This window comes from Eximiradius sp. (genome assembly GCA_937127445.1).
Taxonomy (GTDB): Bacteria; Bacteroidota; Ignavibacteria; order Kapaibacteriales; family UBA2268; genus JAKIZO01.
In genome coordinates this window covers 1-22050 of the sequence record CAKZLY010000005.1, presented here as the reverse complement: position 1 = coordinate 22050, position 22050 = coordinate 1, and the positions used below count along the sequence as shown (strand labels likewise).

Sequence of the window (22050 nt, the reverse complement as noted above, 5' to 3'; positions counted from 1 at the left end):
AATATGTTGTCAAAGAACTGGGATAAAAGTAAAAAAAAAAAGATAAATGCAAGAAAAAGTTTTCCACATTTTTTGTTAAAACAAAAATAAATATCTTACAAGTCTAATAAAAGCTAATTTTCTGATTTTTTTATCTATTATCTACGAACTTATAGACTTTGTCGTTTGGTCGGACTTTGTTGGGAACTGAAATCGAACAAAGCGCACCTTTGGAAACTTGATCGATAGGAGCATCATCAAGCCGCAATTCCTCTACTTTTGTTTCCAACACACCTGTTTTATTACCAATTATTAGTATATTATCTCCAACTGATAAATTGTCCGCCTGAATTTGAACTGCTGCAGCTTTTACTCTTGAATAGTAATTTTGAACGTAACCGACATATATTTTACGTTTGGTTGCCGACGAACCATAATTGTTGTTCCATTCACCCAAGGTTTGCCCTAAATAATATCCGTCCCAAAAACCTCGATTATATACCTCTGCAAGCTTTCTTTTCCACTCTTCAATCCTTTCAGTGGTATAAGAACCATCGAAAACTGAATCGATTGCTTCTTTATAACATTCTACTGTGCGTTTCACGTATTCAGGCGAGCGTCCCCGCCCTTCGATTTTGAGAATATCCACACCAGCGTCAATTATTTTGTCGAGAAAACCTATTGTTGCTAAATCTTTTGGGGACATTATATATTCGTTGTCAATTTCGAGTTGGTAACCCTGTTCTCTTTCAGTAACAAGATATTTTCTGCGGCATACTTGTAGGCATTCGCCGCGGTTAGCCGAATGGTCGTGTAGATGCAAGCTCAAATAGCATTTTCCGGATATTGCCATACAAAGCGCGCCGTGAGAAAAAATTTCAATTCTGACTAATTTCCCGCTCGGTCCCTTAATTTTTTCCTTTTGTATTGCTGTAATTATATTCTTCGTTTGTTTTAAAGATAGTTCACGAGCCAACACCATTACGTCGGCAAACTGAGCAAAAAAGCGGACTGCTTCTATATTAGAAATATTAAGTTGGGTAGAACAATGAACAGGCAAGTTTCTTTGTCTTGCTCGGAGAATAACAGCGAAATCTGATGCAATTATTGCATTTATTCCAGCAGCAGAAGCGGCATCTAATATTTCATCAATTTTGTTGATATCATCATCGTAAATTACTGTATTTACTGCAAGATATGTTTTTATTTTATATCGATTGGCGATTTTTTGAATTTCGTATAAATCATTAATTGAAAAATTAAAAGTCGATTTGGAGCGCATATTCAAATTGCCTGCGCCAAAATAAACAGATTTAGCCCCAGCTTGTATAGCCGCCCAGAGCGACTCGGAAGACCCAACAGGAGCGGTTATTTCAGGCTTTTTCTCCATTATTTTTTGGAGATTTCTTTAATTTTTTGGTAGAGCTTTTTCTCATCACCAGGTGCATAACCATTGTGCTCGAATACTATTTGACCGTTCCCATCAAGTAGAAATGTATGCGGTGGATTGTTCACATTCATTGCTCGCTTGAAATCCTGATTATCATCTAAATATACTTCAAATTCCCAACCCTTTGATTTTACAAGCGGTGCAACCCGTCTGCTCGAACGTGAATCGTCTATCGATACTGCTATGTAGCGAACGCCTGTTTCTTCCTTCCATTCTGCGAATAATTCATTTATTGCTGCCATTTCTTCCATACATGGTTTGCACCAGGTAGCCCAAAAACTTATTACTACTGGTTTTCCATCACTTTGGAATGTGCTTGTCGATACTGTATTTCCCTGTAAATCTTTCACTTTTGCTTCGGGTAACTTCGTTTTTTCTTGAGCATTTGTGAAATAAACAAACAGCATTGAGCAAACAAACAGCCATAGCACCTTTTTCATTTTTTACTCCAATTTTATGTAACTTTTTGTTATTTTACTTTGTTTTATTTTTTAAATTAACAAATTATTAATAATTATAGGACGCTTAAATTATGAAAAAAGTTACTTTACTGATGTCGCTTCTTGTATTTTTAATCGCTTTCTTCTCAATTTCGGCTTTTTCGCAAAGTAGTTTCGAACTTACTTATTGCGATAGTCTTATTTCTACTGAAAATGCTAATAGAGAAATCGAAACACCTTTCGATTTCCGAAATCTCACTAATTCTAATGTTACAGTCTATCCTTCAATTATAATTGACAAGCTTGCTGATGGGCACGAAGTTTCTGTGTGCACCTATTTTTGCTATCCTTATGTAACTCGCACAACTTCTTATAAAGAAGGAAGCGATGAAATTGATATCCCAGCTTCATTTAAAATCAGTCAAATATTAGGTTACCAACCAACCGCGCATCTGAAGCCAAATATGAATCTCGGACAGTCCAAAATCCGTGTTCGCTTTACAAATACTTCTGATGAGAATGATTTTGTTGATATTCCTTTTACTTTTAATGTTGGTATTACAAGTGTTCACGAAATTCAACCCACAGATTTTGTCGTTGCTTACCCAAATCCAACAAACAATATTTTAAGTGTTTATTCCGAAATTTTGAAAATTGAAAAAATAGAAATTTACGACATTCAAGGAAAAATTGTAACCAACGAAAAATCTTTGTTTAACTATAAAACTTTGGATTTATCTTCTTTTTCAAAAGGAAATTACTTAATGATTGTCTATCTTGAAGATAAATCAATCAAAAGATTAACTGTTGTTGTTGAATAATTAATTGACTGTTTATTGTTCCCCCGTGTTGTTTGTGATTTTCGAAATTCGATATAGGGGACAAGAACAAATAATAAAAAAGCCGCTCACGATTTGGAGCGGCTTTCTTTTTAAGCAAGACTGATTAATCTATCGTCCAGAAATCTTCGCCACACATAAGATGATTTATATCACCTTCACCTAATTTTTTCGTTACTTCTTCAATTTGATTTTCAACTTTTTCTTCGTATGATGGCTTTTCAATGCTCTGGAATACCCCTATTGGACGAGGAACATTTGGATTATAGGTCATATTCGCAAGTATAAACGCAAGCGTAGAATCTTTTTCATTATGTACAATAACGTCGTTTGGAGAATAATTTCCGTCCTCGAATGAAACTACAACAGGAGTAAATCCATCTAAAATAATTCCTTTATCGCGATTTTTGCCGAAAATCAAAGGTTTCCCATCTTCCAGCCAAACAGTTGTATCGTCACGGTATTCTTTTTCAGTGTATTTATCGAATGCGCCGTCGTTGAAAATCACACAGTTGGCATAAATTTCAACAAAAGAAATGCCTTTGTGAGCAGCAGCGCGCTCGAATAAGTATTGAAGCATCTTTGGATCACGGTCATAGCCACGTGCAACAAAAGTAGCACCTGCACCCAAAGCAAGTGAAGCTGGATTGAATGGGTCGTCCACAACACCAAATGGCGATGTTTTTGTCTTTTGCCCAGGTTGGGAAGTAGGGGAATATTGCCCCTTAGTCAAACTGTATACTTCGTTGTTGAACATCAAAACGTTGATATCAACATTTCTGCGGCAAGCGTGAATAAAATGATTGCCGCCGATACTCATACAATCACCATCGCCAGTCGCTATCCAAACAGATAAATCAGGTCGAGCAATTTTCAATCCGCTCGCTACTGCTAAGGCTCGCCCGTGAATTGAATGAAAGCCATATACATTTACGTAATACGGGAAGCGGCTCGAACACCCAATCCCAGAAACAAACACTATTTTCTCACGTGGTATCCCAAGCTCAGGCATAATTCGCTGAACCTGAGAGAGAATTGAGTACCCGCCACAGCCGGCACACCAGCGAACATCTATATCTACCTTGAAGTCCTTCGGAGTATATTGATTTGTTGGCACATTCCGCTTAACAACTATATCTTGAAGCATCGTAGTCATTTTATTTATCTCCTTTATTGTTAAGCAATTCTAATAATTTTATTTCTATCTCTTTTGCCTTGAACGGCATACCCTGAATTTTATTGATACGAAGCACAGGACGTAAAAATTTACTCTGAAGCAAATCCGCCAGTTGCCCCATATTCATTTCAGGAACTACAATACGCTCGAAACGAGATAATATGTCGCCTAAATTTTTCGGGAATGGACGAATATATTTCAAATGAGTATAAGAAATCTTATGCCCCTGCTCGCGAAGCTCGTCAAAAGCAGTTTTTACCGGACCATAAACGCTACCCCAAGCAACAACCAATAAATCACCCGATTGCTCGCCTTCGACTTCTGCCAGTGGAATATCATTGGCAATTCCGTCGATTTTTTTCTGACGAAGCTCGACCATTTTCTGATGATTAAGTGGGTCGTGGCTCACTAATCCTGTAATATCTTCTTTTTCCAGCCCACCAATACGGTGTTCTAAATTAGGAGTGCCGGGCACTGCCCACATACGAGCAAGCGTACTCGGGTCGCGTCTGTATGGTTTGAAGGTCTCTGGATCAGTTGCAAAATTAACAGTTAAATCAGGAAGTTCGTTCATATCTGGAATACGCCAGGGTTCAGTCCCTTGTGCCATATAACCATCAGATAGTAGAATGACAGGTGTCATATATTTAAGTGCTATGCGAGCAGCTTCGATAGTCATTGCGAAACAATCAGCTGCACCACTTGCAGCAACTATTGGAATTGGGGCTTCCCCGTGACGACCATAATAAGCAATATTCAAGTCTGACTGTTCAGGTTTAGTCGGCAATCCAGTGCTCGGTCCAGCTCGTTGAACATCTATCACAACGAGTGGAAGTTCTAAAATCACTGCCAAACCCAGAGCCTCAACTTTAAGAGACAAACCGGGGCCCGAAGTTGTTGTTGCTGCAAGATAACCACCATAAGAAGCACCAATCGCACTACAAATGCCTGCAATCTCGTCCTCTGCTTGAAGTACTTTTACACCAAACTGTTTATATCCGGAAATAAAGTGAAGAATTTCTGTCGCAGGAGTAATAGGATAAGAACCAAGGAATAGTGGAAGCTTTGCTTTTGTTGCAGCTGCAACAAGACCAATTGCACACGCTTCGTTCCCGGTAATATTTCTATATGTTCCCTTCGGCAAATCAGCGTGATGGACATTATATTGAACAATCATTTCCTGGCGAGTTGCGCCATAATTATATCCTGCTCTCAACGCACGAAGGTTTGCTTCTAATATCTGTGGTTTATTAGCAAATTTCTCTTTAAGCCATTTTTCTGTCAAATCAAGCGGACGATTGAACAACCAGTAAACGAAACCAAGTGCGAATATATTCTTTGTCCGTTCGACTGCTTTCGGTGATATGCCTAAATCTGCAAGTTCTTGCTTCATCATCTCGCTCATATTTATCTTTATGAGCTGATACTTACTCAAAGAACCGTTATCAAGCGGATTTGTCTCATATTTAGCCAACTTCAGGTTTTTTTCACCAAAACCTGCGGTATTAGCTATTATTATTCCCTTCTCACGTACATTTGGTAGATTGACTTTCAGCGAAGAAGCATTCATACATACAAGCACGTCAATCTTGTCGCCAATTGTATTTACTTTTTTTGAACCAAAATGAATTTGGTAGGCGCTTACGCCATATAATGTGCCTTCGGGAGCACGTATTTCTGATGGATAGTCCGGAAATGTATTTACACTATTCCCGACTGTTCCAGCTGTGTTGGAAAATTGCGTTCCTACAAGCTGCATCCCATCGCCAGAATCGCCAGCGAATCGAATTGTTACCTTATCAAGGTGTTCTACTTTTTTTGACATTTCTTTACTTTTACTTGAACAACATAATGTGCAACATATATCGAGTATATTTTTTCAATTTTGTTACAATAAAACTTCTTTTTATTTTACATATTTAAGTAACGAAAATTAAGAAACTTAATGTTAAGAAAAAAGAAAAATAGAATATTTAATTAACATTTATCAATTTATTTTAACAATGAATAACATATTATTAACAGCTTCGACAAGCAAAATTGGTCAAAAATTAGCAATTGAACTTGCTCGTAAAGGATATAATTTAGCTCTACACTATTTCAATTCTGATAGCGTTGCAAATGAATTATTGCAAAAATTGTCCGATTTCAATACTGAAACAAAACTTTTTAAAGCTGATGCAAAAGACATTTCCGCAGTTGAAAGTGCTTTCTCAAATATTATTGATGACTTTGGCGAAATAAACATACTGATTAATAATATTGGCATTTTTCCTCAAAAACAAAATTTCATCGATATTAAATTAGAGCAATGGAATGAGGTATTCGATGTTAATCTACGAAGTGCTTTCTTGTTTTCCCAGCAGTTTGCCCGACAACCGCTAAAAAAAGGTGCCATTATTAATATTAGTTCTGTCGGTGGTCTCGAACACTGGAAGGGAAGCCTGCTTTATAACGTTTCGAAATCAGCTCTTATTCATCTGACTAAATCGCTTGCTGTGGAACTTGCTCCACGAATTACTGTAAATTGCATTAGCCCCGGCATTATCAAAGTTGCCGACGAACCCATTTCAATTAATTCCGATAATATCCTACTGAAAAAATTCGGACAAGTTCAGGATATTTTTGCTGCCGTTTGCTTCTTCATCGAAAATGATTATTTAACCGGGCAAAATATTATTGTTGATGGCGGATATTCTCTAATACGAAAATCTAAATAATTTCGTCAATTACTCACTTATTATTTTTTATGAGGATTTTATGGCAAACACTGAAATTATTAACGAAAAAAGCCCTGAAAAGAAAAAACGTAAAGCAAGAGTTCAAAAAGCCTACGACAATACCGAATTCATCCATAGTCCCGATGGTCGTACCATTAGACTTCTGGCAGAATATCTTTATCCCGAGCAGTATTTTCGTAAGCACAACATTAAAAATACTATCGTTTTCTATGGTTCAGCAAGAACTATGTCCACCGAAAAATACAAATCACAGCTAGCACTTCTCAATAATCTTCTCTCAAATGGAGTAGGTGAAGAAAGAACAGAAATCGAAAAACAAATCGAAGCACACAAAAAATTGGAATTTACCTCACGCATATACGACGAAGCTGTTGCTCTTGCTGAAATGATTGCTAAATGGTCCGCCAAATTGCCACCTGAACGCCGTTATTATGTTTGTACTGGCGGCGGTCCTGGTATGATGGAAGCAGCAAACCGTGGTGCATTCCAGGCTAACCAGCCTTCCATCGGACTGAATATTAGCCTTCCTTTTGAACAAGAACCGAATATATACATTTCCGACGAACTTAATTTTGAATTTCACTATTTCTTTATGAGAAAGTTTTGGTTCGCATATTTGGCTAAGGCCATGGTGGCATTGCCTGGTGGCTTCGGTACATTGGATGAATTATTCGAGATACTCACTCTTCGCCAAACTCTGAAAATCACTCGTCCGCTGCCAATTGTCCTCTATTCAGAAGAATTCTGGAAAAATACCCTTAATTTTGATTATTTATTGCAGAATAGAATGATTTCCGAAAAAGATTTCGACTTGTTCGTGTATGCTAATTCCCCGAAAGAAGCCTTCGATTATTTAGTCGAACAGCTCAAAGATAGTTGGGAATTCTACGAAAAAGATAATTAGTTGAAAAATAATCCTATAAACAAATTAAAGCTATATGTTCACCATTCAACATATAGCTTTTTTCTTGTTTAGTTATGCGAGACTAAATATGTTTAAAATACTTTTTGAAATTATTTATTTTTTTTCATAATTTTGCATTATATAAGGATTTACAATGTAGATTTCTTTTTGAATGCACATTTTTTCTTAAAAAACTTGAAAAAAATTATATTAATATATAGTATCATATTAATAATTTCTTCGATTAATATTTTTTGCCAGAAATTATTAACTGTTTCTTATAGTGAAGAAGATGGTCTTCCGAGTAGTTCAGTTTATTCAATAACACAAGACAATCAGGGATATATCTATTTTACTACACGTAATGGACTTGCTCGGTACTCCGGGAAAGAGTGGAAAACCGAGTGGAACACTTTTCAATCTTCGCACGCTGATGGAGCATATTTTTACAAGGATGAAAATAACGATATCTGGATTTTATCTAATTTCGGTAGCAAATTATTATACAAGAAAGAAGGAAACGATTGGATTATCAAAACGGCTGTCCCAATTCAATTTTTTAGTTCGGCTAATAGAAATTTTACACCTTTTGCTGTTTCTTCAAGCAAAAAGAGTTTTCGATTCTTAACTTACAACGATAAGCATTTGCTTCTCTTTTATGATAATAAATGGAAGAAAATTGACCTCGACACAAACATTTACGTAAATAAAATAGTCGGGTATAAGGATGAATTTTTTATCGCGACAAGTAGGGGACTATTATTTTTAGATAAATACTTAAATTTAAGATATTTAAACAATTCAATTCCCAATCAAGAGTTTATCGCTGTTGCATTAGAAAATTACGAAAGTAAAATAAGCAAAATATGGCTTGCTGGTGATGGTTTCATCGCCTATTATGATTTTAATAGTTATAATATTTTTGTTAAGTCGGAGCATATTACTCGCAAAACTAATATCGAAAATACTGTTCTTATCCCCAATTATTACAATTCTCTGATTTTTAGTAGCCTTGCTAATATTATTGTGGTTCATAAAAATGATTTGAGAATTATTCCTCTAACAATGAATAATAATTTAAAAGATAACTCAGCTAATGATATTTTTATTGATAGGGAATATAATATTTGGATTGCCAACGACCGTGGAGTTACAAAAATCCCTTCTTTAAGGTTTATGAATTATGATAAATCGAATGGCTTCTTAGAAAATGAAGTTACAAGCATTGTTGAGTATAATGGCGTGCATTATTTAGGTCATAACACGGGAATTTCGATAGCTCTCCAAAATTATAAAATTATTCAACTGAAATTTGACACACCTTCGCCAATAACTCGTGTAATGGATATGGATGTTTCGCCATTCGGTGAAATTTACGTTGCTGCAACCGACAAAGGACTTCTGAAAATCACAAAAGATAATAAGTTGGTTAAAATAAACTTCCCAAGCAACGAACAGGTTCAAAGCGTAATCTTTGATAAGCAAGGAAATATGTTTGTTGCTACAAATTCCGAAATTTTCTCTAAAACAATAAACTCTTCTGAATTTAAATTAATTTACAAAACTAATGTCCAAATTCGTAGATTATTTGTTGACCCAGATAATTTACTTTGGGTATCAACTGTAATCAATGGCATTTTGAAAATTAATAAAAATAATATTATAGTGTTCAAAGGAGACAATGCTTACGCTAATTCAACTACTGCTATAAACTTTGATATTCCCGATACTATTCTTGTTGGAACTAAAAAAGGGCTCTATTACGTTTCTCAAAACAAATTAAAACCCTACTGGTTGAAAATTGAGCGACCTATATACTTTATTAAGAAATATTTTGATTTCCTTTGGGTTGGCACCGATGCAGGTGTTTTCCGCTGGGATGGGGAAAATTTAGCCCAATTTAGCACTAAGCAAGGTCTTTCTGGTTTCGAAACCAATCGTGATGCTTGCTATTTAGACAAATACGGTATCCTATGGATAGGGACCAATAGCGGACTTACTCGTTATAATCACCATTTTGATAATAAGCTTATTCCAAAACCAATTGTTAAAATTAAAGGAATAAACTATAATTTATCCGAATACATACACATTAGCGACAAACAGCAGAAAATTATTTTGCCATCTAATGCTTTTAACGTTACTTTCGATATTGACATCTTATCTTTTATAGACGAAAATAACAATACTGTTCAATATAAATTAGATGGATTTGATAACGATTGGTTCGATTTCCAGAAAAATATTACAACAAATTTTTTGTATAGAAAGCCCCCTTATGGCAATTATCGAATGAGAGTGCGTGCTAAAAATGCTGTCGGAATAGCATCAGACGAGATATCTTCACCGCTTATCGTTGTTGAAATGCCATATTATATGTCTCCTATTTTTATTTTACTCGTTGTTATTATCGTTTTAGTTATTATCTATCTTGTTATTAAATATATTTCGAATTGGCAGTATAGAAAAAAATTAGAAGAAGAAGTAAAAACTCGTGCAAAGGAATTATTAGAGTCGCAACTCCGCTATAAACAAATGTTTGTTGATAACAACGCATATATGATTTTCTACGACGCCCAAACTGGAATTATCATCGAGGCTAATCCCTCTGCTCTCAATTATTTCGGAATAAATCATAACGATATTGGCAATTTATCCATTTTCGATTTATTTGCCGATAAAATTGATAACAAAAAGGACTTCTTAAATAATCTTGTCGAGCAAAAAGAGTTTGAATGTATTTACAAAATTTCAAATTCAGAGGCTCGAAACGGGATAATCTACCAAAGCAAGATTAACTTATCAGACAAAGTTTTTATCTATGCGATTATTCAGGATATTACCGAGAAAAAAAATGCCGAAGAAGAACTTCATAAATTAAATGAAGCTTTAGAAGAAATTGTTAAAATTCGTACCGCTGAATTAGAAAAAGCTTTGACAGATTTAAGATTGGAAATTCAAATCAGAGAAAAAACAGAAAAAGAATTATTCGAAGCCAACGAAAAACTTTTGGCAACTCTTGAAAGAGAAAAAGAATTGGGAGAGTTGAAATCTCGTTTTATTTCGATGGTTTCCCATGAATACCGCACACCACTTACTGTTATTCTTTCCTCTGCCTATCTGATTAAAGAAAGCTTGAAACGTGGACTTGATGATGAAGTCGACAGGCACTTACATAAAATTCACCATTCTGTTACCGTTATGTCCCGACTTTTAGAAGACGTCCTCACTTTCGAAAAAGCCGAAGAAGGTACTCTCGAAGTTCGTCTAACTGAGTTCGATTTACGTGAGTTCCTTCTCGATATAGTCGAAGAAGTAAACATCAACGACCAGAAGGAACACAATATTACCTTAAATATGCCCGAAGACAACTACTGGATTAACTCTGATAGATATCTTCTTAAACAAATAATTTCAAATCTCCTGAATAATTCTATCAAATACTCTGAAAAAGGCACCTATATTGATATTGATTGCAGAATTCAAGACGATAATATTCATTTTCTTATTAAAGACGAAGGAAAGGGAATTGCCGACCAGGATTTAGAAAATGTTTTTGAACCTTTCTATCGCAATGAAAAAACAATTGGTATTACCCCAGGTATAGGATTAGGTTTGGCAATTACTAAACGATGTGTTGACTTGCTGAATGGAACAATTGAAATAAATAACAAGTTAGACAAAGGTGTTATGTTCAAAATTACAATTCCACTTATTCAAAATTCCAACTTATAAGCAACTTTTTAGCTTTTCATTCGTTATTACTCTAATTATAAAATAGAACCAAGGAGAAATGATGAAATTTCGTTTTTTAATATTATCGCTTTTGCTTCTTTCAATCGGTCTCTTTTCTGTTCAGTCGCAAACTAAAATTATTATGCAACCCGGTGAGGAATTAGAATACGAAGTATCTTTCTTCAACATAAAACTGGGTAAAATTAAAATAGTAACCGAGCAAATAATAGATTATTGTGGAAATCAGGTCTATCGAGCAAAATCTTTTATGGAGTCTTATACGGGTATTCCTTTTGTTGATTTGAAAGCATTTTATTCAAGCTGGATAGATACTACCATTTCTTTTTCCCACAGATTTGAAGGTTCATTGAAACTTGACGCCGATAGATGGGCATTCCAGAAAATTCTCTTTAATTACGACGAAAACCTTATTTACAACGAAAAATATGAAGATAAAGTTTTAATCGAAAAATTAACCACTCCTACTACAAGAAAAATAAACGATGGGCTTTCGCTGTTTTTTTTAGCCCGCCAATACACAAATATGAAGCGTAGCGTTAAAGTTCCAACTCTTATGGATACAAAAATTGGCACTACATACCTGAATTTCCATGGCAAAAAAGAAAATGTTCAGATACCTGCAATTAAATATCCAGTCAAAACTATCTATTTCGATGGTAGAGCAGATTGGGAAGGTGTCTATGGACTTTCAGGTAAATTCGAGGGTTGGTTCAGCGACGACGATGCTCGCGTCCCTATTAGAGCGAAAATGAATGTTTACGTCGGCAATGTTGTCATTGAACTTATACGCTGGAAACGCGAAGGATGGACACCGCCCCGAGGTTAATTTTTTTTTGCATTTTATCTTAAAAATATTAATTTAATATAAATTTTGTTCAACTTTTTATAGAGATATATGAAACGTAATTACGTTGTTTAGCATAATTTATTAATGGAACAATGTTTAATAAAATAAATAAATTGCTGGTAATCTCGTTTGTAGCAACAATCCCTATCCTATTGCTGGCTCAGAATAGTAACCGCCGACCGGTTCCTATAAATAGATGCAATGAATATAATTCAATTAACGATGCTATTAAAAATGCCAACTGGTTAAGAAAATTATCCTTATCCAACAAAAATCTTAATGTCTTATCTCCTTCTATCGGGCAACTTCAAGATCTCGAATATCTCGATTTAAGCAACAATAATTTAAGTTCTCTACCGAACGAAATTATTAGTCTTACTAAGCTGAAAGAAATTCGGTTGAATAACAATAGATTTACAAACTTCCCCGCAGAATTGCTACAAATTCCAAGTCTGGAAATTATTATTCTCTCTGGTAATCAAATTAGCACTTTGCCTCATTCTATTGGCAATCTGCATAATCTTCTTGTTTTGGATCTTTCATCGAATAATTTCACTAAAGAACCCCGCGAAATTGTTCATCTCACTAAGCTTAAAGAACTCTATCTGGCAAATAATCAAATTAGAAACCTCGAATGTTTTGCACCAAATTCTCTTGAACTTCTTGATTTGAACAACAACAAGCTCTCTGCAATTTCCTCCGAAATTGGTAAATACTACAATCTTAAAAAGTTATATTTAGGCAATAACCAACTAAAAGCTTTACCAAAAGAATTTGGAAAACTCTATAATCTTGAATATTTAGACTTGCAAAATAATGAAATATCAGCTTTGCCTGATGAGTTTTGTAGTCTGAATTCTCTAAATAACATTAACTTAAATAGCAATAGAATTGTGATTTTTCCCGACTGTATCGAAAGAATGAGAAATTTAGTCCATATCTCTATTGCTTCAGCAAAAAATAATTCCGTCCCGCAAAATTTATTCAAATTCAAAAATCTTATTTTTATTGATATTAGCAACAATAGTCTTTCGTCTTTACCTTCTGGGATTCAGCAACAGCAGAATCTTACAAGTATTATTGCAGCAGATAATAATTTCGACGATATTCCTCGCGAGATCTTTTCTCTCAGAAAACTTCGGCATTTAGATTTTTCATCTAATAATCTTACATATGTCAATAAGTCAATTAAAAACCTAAATAATTTGAATTCTCTCTATTTAAATAGAAACTATATCTCTTCCGTACCCGAAGAACTTTCGGAACTTCGCAATTGCCGTATAATTCTTCTTGAAAGCAATCAGATTAGAAACTTTCCACAAAACTTACGGCAAATGGTGAACTTAAAAGTGCTCGATTTGAAGTCTAATCCATTATCTGAAAACGAAAAAGACCGCTTGCGAAGACTTCTTCCAAATACACGTTTGTCGTTTTAATTATTCGACTAATCTATTTTTTATAGCGTAATGCGTGATTTCTGCATTCGAACGCATTTTCATTTTTTCAAGTATGCGAATTCGATATGTGCTGATTGTGTTGATACTCAACGATAGTTCATTAGCAATTTGAGTCGGAGTTTTGCCCGAGGCTATCATACACATTACTTGAAATTCACGGTCAGAAAGCGTTTCGTGAAGTGGCACTTCACCACTACCTGAGGTAGAATCAAGATTATTTGCAAGTAGTTCAGCAAGATGAGAAGAAATATACTTCCTACCTCTAATTACCCTCTCAATTGCTTCTATTAGTTCTTCCGGTTTACTTTCTTTGTTGATATAACCCGATGCCCCGGCTTTAAGCAATCTTACTGCATATTGCTCTTCCGGATAAATCGTAAAAACAAGCACCGGTAGGTCAGGGGCAATTTGCTTTAGTTCTTTAAGCGTATCCAAACCGTCCTTCCCGGGCATTGATATGTCAAGTATAACAACATCATACTTGTTCTTACGCACTTTTTCGAGCAGTTCGTTCCCGGAACTTGCTTCGTCAGCAACAATAAACCCCGGTGTCTCTTCTATTATTTGCTTTAAACCTTTTCTCACTACTGCGTGGTCATCAGTAATAATTATATTAATCATTTTTAACCTCTGTTCTTATCGGTACAGACAAAATTACTTCTGTTCCGTGAATTTCACTATTATCTTGATAACCATTATTTTTATATTTTAAGTTATTTATGACGAGTTCGCCGCCCATAGATTTTGCCTTTTCTCGCATTCCTAACAGTCCGAAAGAGTTCTTATGATATATCTTTTCAGGGTCTATGCCCAATCCATTATCGACTACTTTCAGCACAAGATTCCTTCCAACTATTTCCAGCGAAACATCCACTCGTGATGCTTTTGCATACCGAGAAATATTTGTTAGCGATTCCTGAAATATACGAAATATTGGTGTAGCAAGATTCTCAGGCACTGTAAGGTCTCGCGGACTGACAAAAAAACGCGTGCGTATCGCAGTTCTCCTCTGAAATTCCTTGCTTTGCCAATCAATCGCCGCTACAAGCCCGAAATGGTCCAATATTGATGGTCGCAGCTGAGAAGAAATAGTTCGTACTTTCTGAATTGTAAGTTCCAGCAAGTCGGACATCTCTTTGATTTTTTGTTCAAGGTTGTCTTTCGAAACATCAATTTTTTTCACCAGCCAGGCAATATCAAGTTTGATTGCGGTAAGTGCATATCCAAGCTCATCGTGTATTTCGAATGCAATTTGCTTGCGCTCTTCCTCGCGAACAGAATCAAGATGCAACGCAAGATTCCGCAATTGCTGACGCGACTCTCTTAGCTCAGTTTCTGCTATCTTGCGTTGAGTTATATCATATATCGTTGCTTGAATATAAATTATCTCATTTTTTTCATTTGTAACATTTAGCAAACTTTCATTTAGCCAGCAAATATTGCCATTTTTGTTTATTATTCTATATTCGAATTCAACACTCTTATTAGAGTTATTTTTTATAAAATCACGGTTTTGACGCACAACTTGCAAGTCTTCTTCCAAAACGATATTATCCCAATGAACTTTATTAGTGAGAAAATCTTCGACATCATAACCAGTTATTTCCTCTACATTTCCGTGCATAAAGATTGGATGATAATCAGGCGACCAGCGATAAGCAATGCCTTTAAAGTTTGTTACGAACGTGCGATATCTTTCTTCACTTTCGCGTAAAGCTTCTTCTGCTTTTATTGCATTTGTTATATCACGCGCAATCGTTGTAAATCCAAGCACTTGCCCTCGCTCGTCAACAAATGGATACACTGTCAGATTTACATATAGTATTTCATCACCACGATGAACCGCAACCATATCAACGTGCATTATCTTCTTCCCCGACGAAAATGATAAATCGAGCTGCGGAATTTTAATCAATGTCTCAAAATCAATAATATGGTCTAAAATTGTGATTTGTTGCCCAACAACCTGCGAAGCTTTATAGCCAAATATATTTTCAGCAGATTTGTTCCAACTGTGAATGCTTCCATCGGGCGAAACAACAAATATTGCATCTTCACTCGATTCTACTATCGAAGCAAGACGGCTTTTCGATTCTTCGAACTCAATTTTTTCCGTTATATCTCGCGAAATTGAAGTAATACCTATGATCCCACCATTTTTATTTTTAAATGGTATGGCAATTTGCTCCCAATATTTGTCTTTTTCTCTTTCAGAAGTCGCTGGGAAAAACTTAATCTCGCGTTCAATTGAACCTTTTTCGAATGCTTTCAGAATGTAACTGTCTTTCGGCAGATTTTCATCCTCACCGAACAGAAACTTATTTATTGTTGCACCAATTGGCTTATTAAATTGTTCGAGTGCAGATGTATTTGCCCACACTACTCTTAAATTTTCATCCGTTTGCAATACAACATCGTCGAGTGCCTCGAATACTTTTCTAACTTGATTTACGTAGTTTCTATACTCATTTTGAATGTCATTACGATTTTTAATTTCTTCCACTAAATCTACTTGACGACGTAACGCAAAAATAAAAAACGGAATAAATGAAAAAATCAATGCTATTAGCAAATCATTTAGCCAACCGATATTTACTGCTTTAAGAAAATTTGTAATTATATCGTAAAGTCCTATTGCATAGGAAATAAAGAAAATCATTAGTATAAAGAACACTACAAGAAACCAATCTTGCAACAGTTTATTACGGTAGTCCGAATAATTTTGAAAGTTCGGCTTTGGCATATTATTTTTCTGGCGGTGGTGGTTCACTTAAAAATATCTGCGATGGATTATCAGTTACTGCTCTCAACGAACGTTGCAAAGCACGATTTGTCTGCCGCAATTCTTCAAATGTTTCGTTCAAACCAAACAATATCGTTTGCATGCGATAAGTAATTGTGCTAATCGAGCGATTCGTATTAACCATAGTTGAATCATACTTTTCATATATTTTGCTTACATAGTAAGGCAGTTGCATCTTCTCCAACTCAGTATTAAGCATCGAAGAGAAATTTTTCAGTTCATTAACTGTTTCATTAAGTTTGTAACTTGTATATGATAGATTGGAAATAATATTTGAAGTATCGGCTTTTGCCAGCACAGCATTCAGTCTTTCACTTGATTGAGAAAGTTCCTCGACAATTTTATTCAGCTCGGGAGAAGTGAAAAATTTTGTCGTAGCATCAAGAAAATTTATCGTCCCCTTAGAAATTTCAGCAAATTGCAATTTCATTATATTATTCATTACATCTCTTGCCGCAAGTGTTATTTCTTCAATACCGGAAGGTGCAGATTTAATAAGAGTATAGGGTGGTTTAAAATTAATTTTGGGATGCATTTCAAACATTTGTGGGTCCGATGGAATGAACAGTTGAAGAAACTTACCGCCGGCTATTCCCGCCATTTCTGCTTTTACACGTAAACTATCAGATATTGTGATTTTCTCATCAATGTTCATTATTACTTCCACCAGCCTACCATCAGGAGCAACCTGAACTTTTTGAACTCGTCCGCAAGGGACACCCAGATACTTCACTGCCGAGCCCGGTTCGAGCCCTTCTATCGAACCATCAAAGTATGTTACATAAAATGTTTGTTCTTTCAGAAATTGAGTTGCACCCATCCATATCAAAAACCCTATTAATATTATTGTGCCTGTTACGACAAATAAACCTATCAAAAATGATGAGTTGAGCTTTCTACTACGAATAGCCATATTTATTTCTCCGAATTATTCTCAAGATGCAATTCGATTAAAAAAATTATAAACACGCTCATCTGGTGAATTTCGCAGTTCATCTGGTGTCCCCGTTGCTATTATTCCTTTCTCTGATTTATCCAGCATAATAATTCTATGTGCTACATTCAAAATGCTAGCTAAATCGTGCGAAACTATTACCATTGTTGTGCCTAATCCTCTGTTTATTTGCACAATAAGTTCATCAAGCGATGCAGAAGTTACTGGGTCAAGTCCAGACGATGGCTCATCAAAAAATAATACATCAGGGTCGAGAGCCATCGAACGTGCAAATGCAGCACGCTTTTTCATTCCGCCACTTATTTCAGATGGAAGAAAATCCTGAAATCCATTCAGTCCAACTGCATCAAGTTTCATCTCTATTATCTTTTCGATTTTATCGTCCGGCAAATCTGTGTATTTTTCTAATACAAGTGCAATGTTTTCTGCAAGTGTCATCGAAGCAAAGAGCCCACTCGATTGAAATAATACACCGAACCGACGTAATATCTGATTTTTTTGCTTTTTGTCCGCAGAAGTGAAATTAACATTTTCAAAATAAATTTCCCCATTCGTAGGCGTTTCAAGCCCTATTAATTGTCTCAGCAGTGTGCTCTTCCCACAACCTGACCCGCCAACTATCACAAAAATTTCCCCGCGATTTATATGAAAATTCACATTCTCCAATATTGTTCGTTCGCCATATCTTACGGTTAAATCTTTAACTTCTATGATTTTTTTATCTGCCATTTTTTATATTCCCAACGCCGACAATAAAAAGACGAAAACAGCATCAGTTAGTATAACAAGAAATACACCCGAAACCACACTTGCCGTTGTATAGCGTCCTACCGATTCCGCACCACCCTGCACCTGAAACCCACGAAAACAACCTATTGTCGCAATTAGCAACCCAAAAACAATACTTTTTATTATCCCACTAAATACGTGCCCATAATTTAACGCTACATTTAATTGAGCAAAAAAACTTGAAATTGTGATGTCAAGAGTTGCCAAACCAGCAATTAATCCACCAATTATACCAACTAAATCGCAAATTATCACAAGAAACGGCATTGCAAGAGCAACTGCAATTACTCGTGGTAATACCAGAAACTGAATTCTATCAAATCCCATCGTTGTGAGTGCGTCAATTTCTTCGGATACCTTCATTGTGCCTATTTCCGCTGCAAAAGCCGAACCGCTTCGCCCTGCTACAATTATTGCCACCATCAGAGGCGAAAGTTCTCTCGTTATTGATATCCCAACCAAATCTGCCAGATATATATCTGCTCCAAATTGAGATAGTTGCACCGCTCCCTGATAACCTGATATTAGCCCAATTAGAAATACAATCAGACTTGTTATCGGTACAGCATTGACACCAGCATTCAAAAAGTGATGTGGAAAATCCTTCCACCGAATTAATTTCAGGTTGAACACAGCAAGAAGGAAATTTTTTGCCACTTCTCCAATAAATTCAACCAATTTGAATAAATCTGAAAAGATAATCCTTACAACTTCCCCGATATTCGAAAAATATGCAACCAAAAACGACTTGTGTTCTATTGGTGGTGTCTCTTTTTGCTTTGGAAGTAGAATATTTATGAAATTTTGTAAGTTGTCATTTAAGCCCGTTAGTTCAAATTCGATATTTTCCGATGAGCAATACTCTTTTATTTCGTTGATAAGAATAATCAGATACGAGTCATAATTGGTTAATTCGCTCAAATTCAAAGTGATTTTGTGAACTTCACCCTTTAATTTTTCGAACGAAAATTGTTGTTCAATTTCATTTGCATTGTATATAGTTATCGATGATAGTGGAATAATAACTATTTGCCCACCGTCGTTTATTATTTCTAATTTTTTCTTTTGGATTGAACTTTCTTGCATAATTTATGAATTTTGAAATACATTACCCAAATTTAAACATTTTTTTATTAGAAACAAAAAGTATATCAACGCAACAAGAAATAACGTAAGCAATTTATTTAATTATAAGTTTATAATTTTTTGTATTTTTGTAGGATAATTTTTCAACAAAATTGGAGAAAAAATGGCAGAAAAGAAAGATTATTTGAAACTTAATAATATTATCAAACATATTGATATTACAAAGTATAATGTAGTTGAACTGATTAATGATATGGGCGATATGGCTTTTCAGGCAAGAAACCTTAACCGTGCTGCAAACATTTTCAAAATGATGCTCGAAGACAAAGAATGTGCTGTTTATCTTACTCTTGCTGGTTCGCTCATTAGTGCTGGCTTGAAAAAAGTAGTCGTTGATATGATTAAAAATAATATGTGCGATGCGATTATTTCGACCGGCGCTAACATTATTGACCAGGATTTTCTGGAAGCACTCGGTTTTTACCACTACAAAGGTTCTCAATTTGTCGATGACAACGAACTTCGCGAATTGATGATTGATAGAATTTACGATACTTATATTGATGAAGAAGATTTGCGTGTGTGTGATATGACAATTGCAGAAATTGCTAATTCATTAGAACCTCGCCCATATAGCAGTCGCGAGTTCATCGAAGAAATTGGTAAATGGTTAGTTGAAAACAATCGTGGCGAAAATTCGATTATTAGAACTGCATACGAAAAAGGAGTGCCTATCTTCTGCCCGGCTTTTTCCGATTGTAGTGCTGGCTTTGGACTTGTTCATCATCAATATCATAGAAAAGGAAAAGATGTTGTTTCCATCGATTCTGCAAAAGACTTTCTCGAACTTACTAAAACTAAAATTAAGAACCCCACTACAGGCATTTATATGATTGGCGGTGGTGTCCCCAAAAACTTTACTCAAGATATTGTCGTCGCTTGCGAAGTGCTTGATATTAATGCTGATATGCACAAATATGCAATTCAAATTACAGTTGCTGATGAACGCGATGGCGGACTTTCAGGTTCAACTTTAAAAGAAGCAAGCTCCTGGGGCAAAGTCGAAACTACTTACGAACAAATGGTTTTCAGCGAAGCTACTATCGCTTTCCCGTTAATTACTGCTTACGGCTACCACACCCGTGCTTGGGAAGGACGCCCCGAACGTCGTTTCAATGACTTTTTGAATAACGAAGAATAATGAGATTATTCTGCCCAATATAAAAAAGAGGCTGTCTCAATCAACGAAACAGCCTCTTTCTCTATATTATCAAGAAAATTACTTCAACAAACCAACTTTTTTCATACAACCCAATATTCTTTCCAGTGTATCCTGAATATCGTTGTCCAATCCCATCGAAAAACGAACAAGCCCGGGTGTCATTCCCATTGCTTCTTGCTCTTCTTTTGGTATTTCGGAAGAAGTTGAACTTCCTGGCGAGCTAAATAGCGTCTTATAGAAACCAAGCGAAACTGCAAAATAGCCAACTTTTGCTTCCTGCATACAAATCATCAAATTGCCAGCTGTTTCTGCATCTTTTGCATCAATTGTTATCATCCCACTGTAACCATATTGCGGATTTATCATCGACTTAATTAATTCGTGCTGCGGATGCGATGGCAAACCAGGATAGAACACTTTTATGCCTGCTTTTTCTAATTCGCTTGCGATAAACATAGCATTTTCACTATGTTTTTTCATTCGAATATGCAGCGTCCTAAGATTTTTCAAGATGCTTGCACTTCTAAAACTATCCAAAACTGGTCCAAACAACATTGCAGCACCATCATTAACATTTCTCATACTTGCAATAAAATCGTGTGGTCCACATACTGCCCCAGCAACACAGTCATTTGTTCCATTGATGAATTTTGTCAATGAATACACAACAATATGAGCACCTAATTTGTAAGCAGGAACAACCATCGGACTGAAAGTGTTGTCGACGACTAATTTAATGCCACGTTCATCAGCAATTTTTCTCAATTCTCTAATATCAGCAATTTCAAGTAATGGATTGCTAATAGTCTCGCAATAAATTACTTTTGTTTTATCGTTAATTTTGCTTTTAACTTCATCAAGTTTAGTGATGTTTACAAAGTGAGTGTTAATGCCAAGTTTAGGGAAGAAGTTTTTAAATAGGGCGTACGTCCCACCATAAATAGTTCTGCTGGAAACAATTTCATCACCACAACCACATAATTGCAGTAAACAAGTTGAAATAGCTCCCATTCCCGAAGCCATTACGTTCGCATCTTCTGTGCCTTCAATTGCCGCAAGTGCTTGTGTCAGATAATGATTCATTGGGCTCATATGTCTCGAATACAGGAAGCATCCTTCAACTTCTTCACTAAATAATTGCTGCATTTTTTCAACACTCAAAAAAGTATATGTGGCTGCATCAGAAATTGATGGGTTAACATCACCATATTCACCAAAAACTTGATAATCTTGCAATCTAACTGCTGGATCATTATTCATTATTTTCGCTCCATATAAAAAAATACATAGACAAATTTCTTAAAAATAAGTTAATAAAACAAATTATTTAGTTTCTTCCAAAACGATAAATTTATTTAAAACGAAAAATTTCTTTTGAGAAATTATTTTTTTTCTGTAATTTTGCTTTCCCTTGTGAGTGTAATTGACAATTTAAAAACTCTCGAAGGGGCCCATAGCTCAGCTGGGAGAGCGCTTGAATGGCATTCAAGAGGTCAGGAGTTCGATTCTCCTTGGGTCCACTTCGCAATTTGGAGCCGTAGCTCAGTTTGGTTAGAGCGCCTGCCTGTCACGCAGGAGGCCGCGAGTTCGAGTCTCGTCGGCTCC

At 35.6% G+C, this 22050-nt stretch carries 17 protein-coding genes and 2 tRNA genes; 9 read left to right on the top strand and 10 right to left on the bottom strand.

Going from position 1 to position 22050, the window contains the following annotated elements; translation table 11 throughout:
• Window positions 1-130: 130 nt before the first annotated feature.
• Both AC6QZF_RS01145 and AC6QZF_RS01140 read right to left on the bottom strand, forming a co-directional pair.
• On the bottom strand, window positions 131-1369 hold the full coding sequence (locus AC6QZF_RS01145) for a peptidase U32 family protein (RefSeq protein WP_499798049.1): 1239 nt from the start codon (window positions 1367-1369) through the stop codon (window positions 131-133).
• The gene (locus AC6QZF_RS01140; protein ID WP_499798048.1) at window positions 1369-1869 is read right to left on the bottom strand and encodes a TlpA family protein disulfide reductase; all 501 of its coding nucleotides are present in this window, start codon (window positions 1867-1869) and stop codon (window positions 1369-1371) included. The genes AC6QZF_RS01145 and AC6QZF_RS01140 overlap by 1 nt, the downstream gene beginning before the upstream one ends.
• Window positions 1870-1961: 92 nt before the next feature.
• On the opposite strand from AC6QZF_RS01140, the gene AC6QZF_RS01135 reads away from it, so the two are divergent.
• Window positions 1962-2690 carry a T9SS type A sorting domain-containing protein gene (locus tag AC6QZF_RS01135; RefSeq protein ID WP_499798047.1) on the top strand — a complete coding sequence of 243 codons (729 nt, stop codon included), beginning with the start codon at window positions 1962-1964 and terminating at the stop codon, window positions 2688-2690.
• Between the two features lie 124 nt (window positions 2691-2814).
• Here AC6QZF_RS01135 and AC6QZF_RS01130 read toward each other — a convergent pair whose 3' ends face one another.
• A complete protein-coding gene (locus tag AC6QZF_RS01130; protein ID WP_499798046.1) occupies window positions 2815-3864 on the bottom strand; it encodes a 2-oxoacid:ferredoxin oxidoreductase subunit beta in 1050 nt (349 codons plus the stop codon).
• A gap of 1 nt (window position 3865) precedes the next feature.
• The gene (locus AC6QZF_RS01125) at window positions 3866-5710 is read right to left on the bottom strand and encodes a 2-oxoacid:acceptor oxidoreductase subunit alpha (RefSeq protein ID WP_499798045.1); all 1845 of its coding nucleotides are present in this window, start codon (window positions 5708-5710) and stop codon (window positions 3866-3868) included.
• A gap of 178 nt (window positions 5711-5888) precedes the next feature.
• On the opposite strand from AC6QZF_RS01125, the gene AC6QZF_RS01120 reads away from it, so the two are divergent.
• The 5 genes from AC6QZF_RS01120 to AC6QZF_RS01100 all read left to right on the top strand — a co-directional run bounded on the left by AC6QZF_RS01120 (window position 5889) and on the right by AC6QZF_RS01100 (window position 13569).
• Window positions 5889-6605: an SDR family NAD(P)-dependent oxidoreductase gene (locus AC6QZF_RS01120; RefSeq protein WP_499798044.1), complete on the top strand. Its 717-nt coding sequence runs from the start codon at window positions 5889-5891 to the stop codon at window positions 6603-6605.
• A 40-nt stretch (window positions 6606-6645) separates the two neighbouring features.
• The gene (locus AC6QZF_RS01115; protein WP_499798043.1) at window positions 6646-7530 is read left to right on the top strand and encodes an LOG family protein; all 885 of its coding nucleotides are present in this window, start codon (window positions 6646-6648) and stop codon (window positions 7528-7530) included.
• A gap of 195 nt (window positions 7531-7725) precedes the next feature.
• Window positions 7726-11265, top strand: a complete 3540-nt coding sequence (locus tag AC6QZF_RS01110; protein ID WP_499798042.1) for an ATP-binding protein — start codon at window positions 7726-7728, stop codon at window positions 11263-11265.
• A gap of 58 nt (window positions 11266-11323) precedes the next feature.
• Window positions 11324-12112, top strand: a complete 789-nt coding sequence (locus AC6QZF_RS01105) for a DUF3108 domain-containing protein (RefSeq protein ID WP_499798041.1) — start codon at window positions 11324-11326, stop codon at window positions 12110-12112.
• Window positions 12113-12225: 113 nt separating this feature from the next.
• Window positions 12226-13569 carry a leucine-rich repeat domain-containing protein gene (locus AC6QZF_RS01100; protein ID WP_499798040.1) on the top strand — a complete coding sequence of 448 codons (1344 nt, stop codon included), beginning with the start codon at window positions 12226-12228 and terminating at the stop codon, window positions 13567-13569.
• Here the strand turns inward: AC6QZF_RS01100 and AC6QZF_RS01095 are convergent, their stop codons facing one another.
• From AC6QZF_RS01095 to AC6QZF_RS01075, 5 genes are read right to left on the bottom strand one after another with little or no spacing between them, the layout of a single operon-like run.
• On the bottom strand, window positions 13570-14211 hold the full coding sequence (locus AC6QZF_RS01095) for a response regulator (RefSeq protein ID WP_499798039.1): 642 nt from the start codon (window positions 14209-14211) through the stop codon (window positions 13570-13572).
• Window positions 14204-16333 (bottom strand): sensor histidine kinase, encoded by a 2130-nt coding sequence (locus AC6QZF_RS01090; protein ID WP_499798038.1) that lies wholly within the window; start codon window positions 16331-16333, stop codon window positions 14204-14206. Before AC6QZF_RS01090 ends, AC6QZF_RS01095 begins: the two co-directional genes overlap by 8 nt.
• Before the next feature lies 1 nt (window position 16334).
• Window positions 16335-17306 (bottom strand): MlaD family protein, encoded by a 972-nt coding sequence (locus tag AC6QZF_RS01085; protein WP_499798037.1) that lies wholly within the window; start codon window positions 17304-17306, stop codon window positions 16335-16337.
• Between the two features lie 21 nt (window positions 17307-17327).
• On the bottom strand, window positions 17328-18077 hold the full coding sequence (locus AC6QZF_RS01080; RefSeq protein ID WP_499798036.1) for an ABC transporter ATP-binding protein: 750 nt from the start codon (window positions 18075-18077) through the stop codon (window positions 17328-17330).
• A gap of 3 nt (window positions 18078-18080) precedes the next feature.
• On the bottom strand, window positions 18081-19223 hold the full coding sequence (locus AC6QZF_RS01075; protein WP_499798035.1) for an MlaE family ABC transporter permease: 1143 nt from the start codon (window positions 19221-19223) through the stop codon (window positions 18081-18083).
• A gap of 163 nt (window positions 19224-19386) precedes the next feature.
• On the opposite strand from AC6QZF_RS01075, the gene AC6QZF_RS01070 reads away from it, so the two are divergent.
• A complete protein-coding gene (locus AC6QZF_RS01070; RefSeq protein ID WP_499798034.1) occupies window positions 19387-20424 on the top strand; it encodes a 1,9-bis(guanidino)-5-aza-nonane synthase in 1038 nt (345 codons plus the stop codon).
• A 78-nt stretch (window positions 20425-20502) separates the two neighbouring features.
• Here AC6QZF_RS01070 and AC6QZF_RS01065 read toward each other — a convergent pair whose 3' ends face one another.
• Entirely contained in the window at window positions 20503-21705 is a 1203-nt protein-coding gene (locus tag AC6QZF_RS01065) for an aminotransferase class I/II-fold pyridoxal phosphate-dependent enzyme (RefSeq protein ID WP_499798033.1), read from the bottom strand.
• Between the two features lie 187 nt (window positions 21706-21892).
• Between AC6QZF_RS01065 and AC6QZF_RS01060 the strand changes: the two genes are divergently transcribed.
• Window positions 21893-21965, top strand: a tRNA-Ala gene (locus tag AC6QZF_RS01060).
• Window positions 21966-21976: 11 nt separating this feature from the next.
• Window positions 21977-22050 (top strand) — tRNA-Asp (locus AC6QZF_RS01055).

Coding starts and splice junctions, on each gene's coding strand:
- AC6QZF_RS01145 (WP_499798049.1), bottom strand. CDS start 1,369: ATGGAGAAAAAGCCTGAAATAACCGCTCCTGTTGGGTCTTCCGAGTCG.
- AC6QZF_RS01140 (WP_499798048.1), bottom strand. CDS start 1,869: ATGAAAAAGGTGCTATGGCTGTTTGTTTGCTCAATGCTGTTTGTTTAT.
- AC6QZF_RS01135 (WP_499798047.1), top strand. CDS start 1,962: ATGAAAAAAGTTACTTTACTGATGTCGCTTCTTGTATTTTTAATCGCT.
- AC6QZF_RS01130 (WP_499798046.1), bottom strand. CDS start 3,864: ATGACTACGATGCTTCAAGATATAGTTGTTAAGCGGAATGTGCCAACA.
- AC6QZF_RS01125 (WP_499798045.1), bottom strand. CDS start 5,710: ATGTCAAAAAAAGTAGAACACCTTGATAAGGTAACAATTCGATTCGCT.
- AC6QZF_RS01120 (WP_499798044.1), top strand. CDS start 5,889: ATGAATAACATATTATTAACAGCTTCGACAAGCAAAATTGGTCAAAAA.
- AC6QZF_RS01115 (WP_499798043.1), top strand. CDS start 6,646: ATGGCAAACACTGAAATTATTAACGAAAAAAGCCCTGAAAAGAAAAAA.
- AC6QZF_RS01105 (WP_499798041.1), top strand. CDS start 11,324: ATGATGAAATTTCGTTTTTTAATATTATCGCTTTTGCTTCTTTCAATC.
- AC6QZF_RS01100 (WP_499798040.1), top strand. CDS start 12,226: ATGTTTAATAAAATAAATAAATTGCTGGTAATCTCGTTTGTAGCAACA.
- AC6QZF_RS01095 (WP_499798039.1), bottom strand. CDS start 14,211: ATGATTAATATAATTATTACTGATGACCACGCAGTAGTGAGAAAAGGT.
- AC6QZF_RS01090 (WP_499798038.1), bottom strand. CDS start 16,333: ATGCCAAAGCCGAACTTTCAAAATTATTCGGACTACCGTAATAAACTG.
- AC6QZF_RS01085 (WP_499798037.1), bottom strand. CDS start 17,306: ATGGCTATTCGTAGTAGAAAGCTCAACTCATCATTTTTGATAGGTTTA.
- AC6QZF_RS01080 (WP_499798036.1), bottom strand. CDS start 18,077: ATGGCAGATAAAAAAATCATAGAAGTTAAAGATTTAACCGTAAGATAT.
- AC6QZF_RS01075 (WP_499798035.1), bottom strand. CDS start 19,223: ATGCAAGAAAGTTCAATCCAAAAGAAAAAATTAGAAATAATAAACGAC.
- AC6QZF_RS01070 (WP_499798034.1), top strand. CDS start 19,387: ATGGCAGAAAAGAAAGATTATTTGAAACTTAATAATATTATCAAACAT.
- AC6QZF_RS01065 (WP_499798033.1), bottom strand. CDS start 21,705: ATGAATAATGATCCAGCAGTTAGATTGCAAGATTATCAAGTTTTTGGT.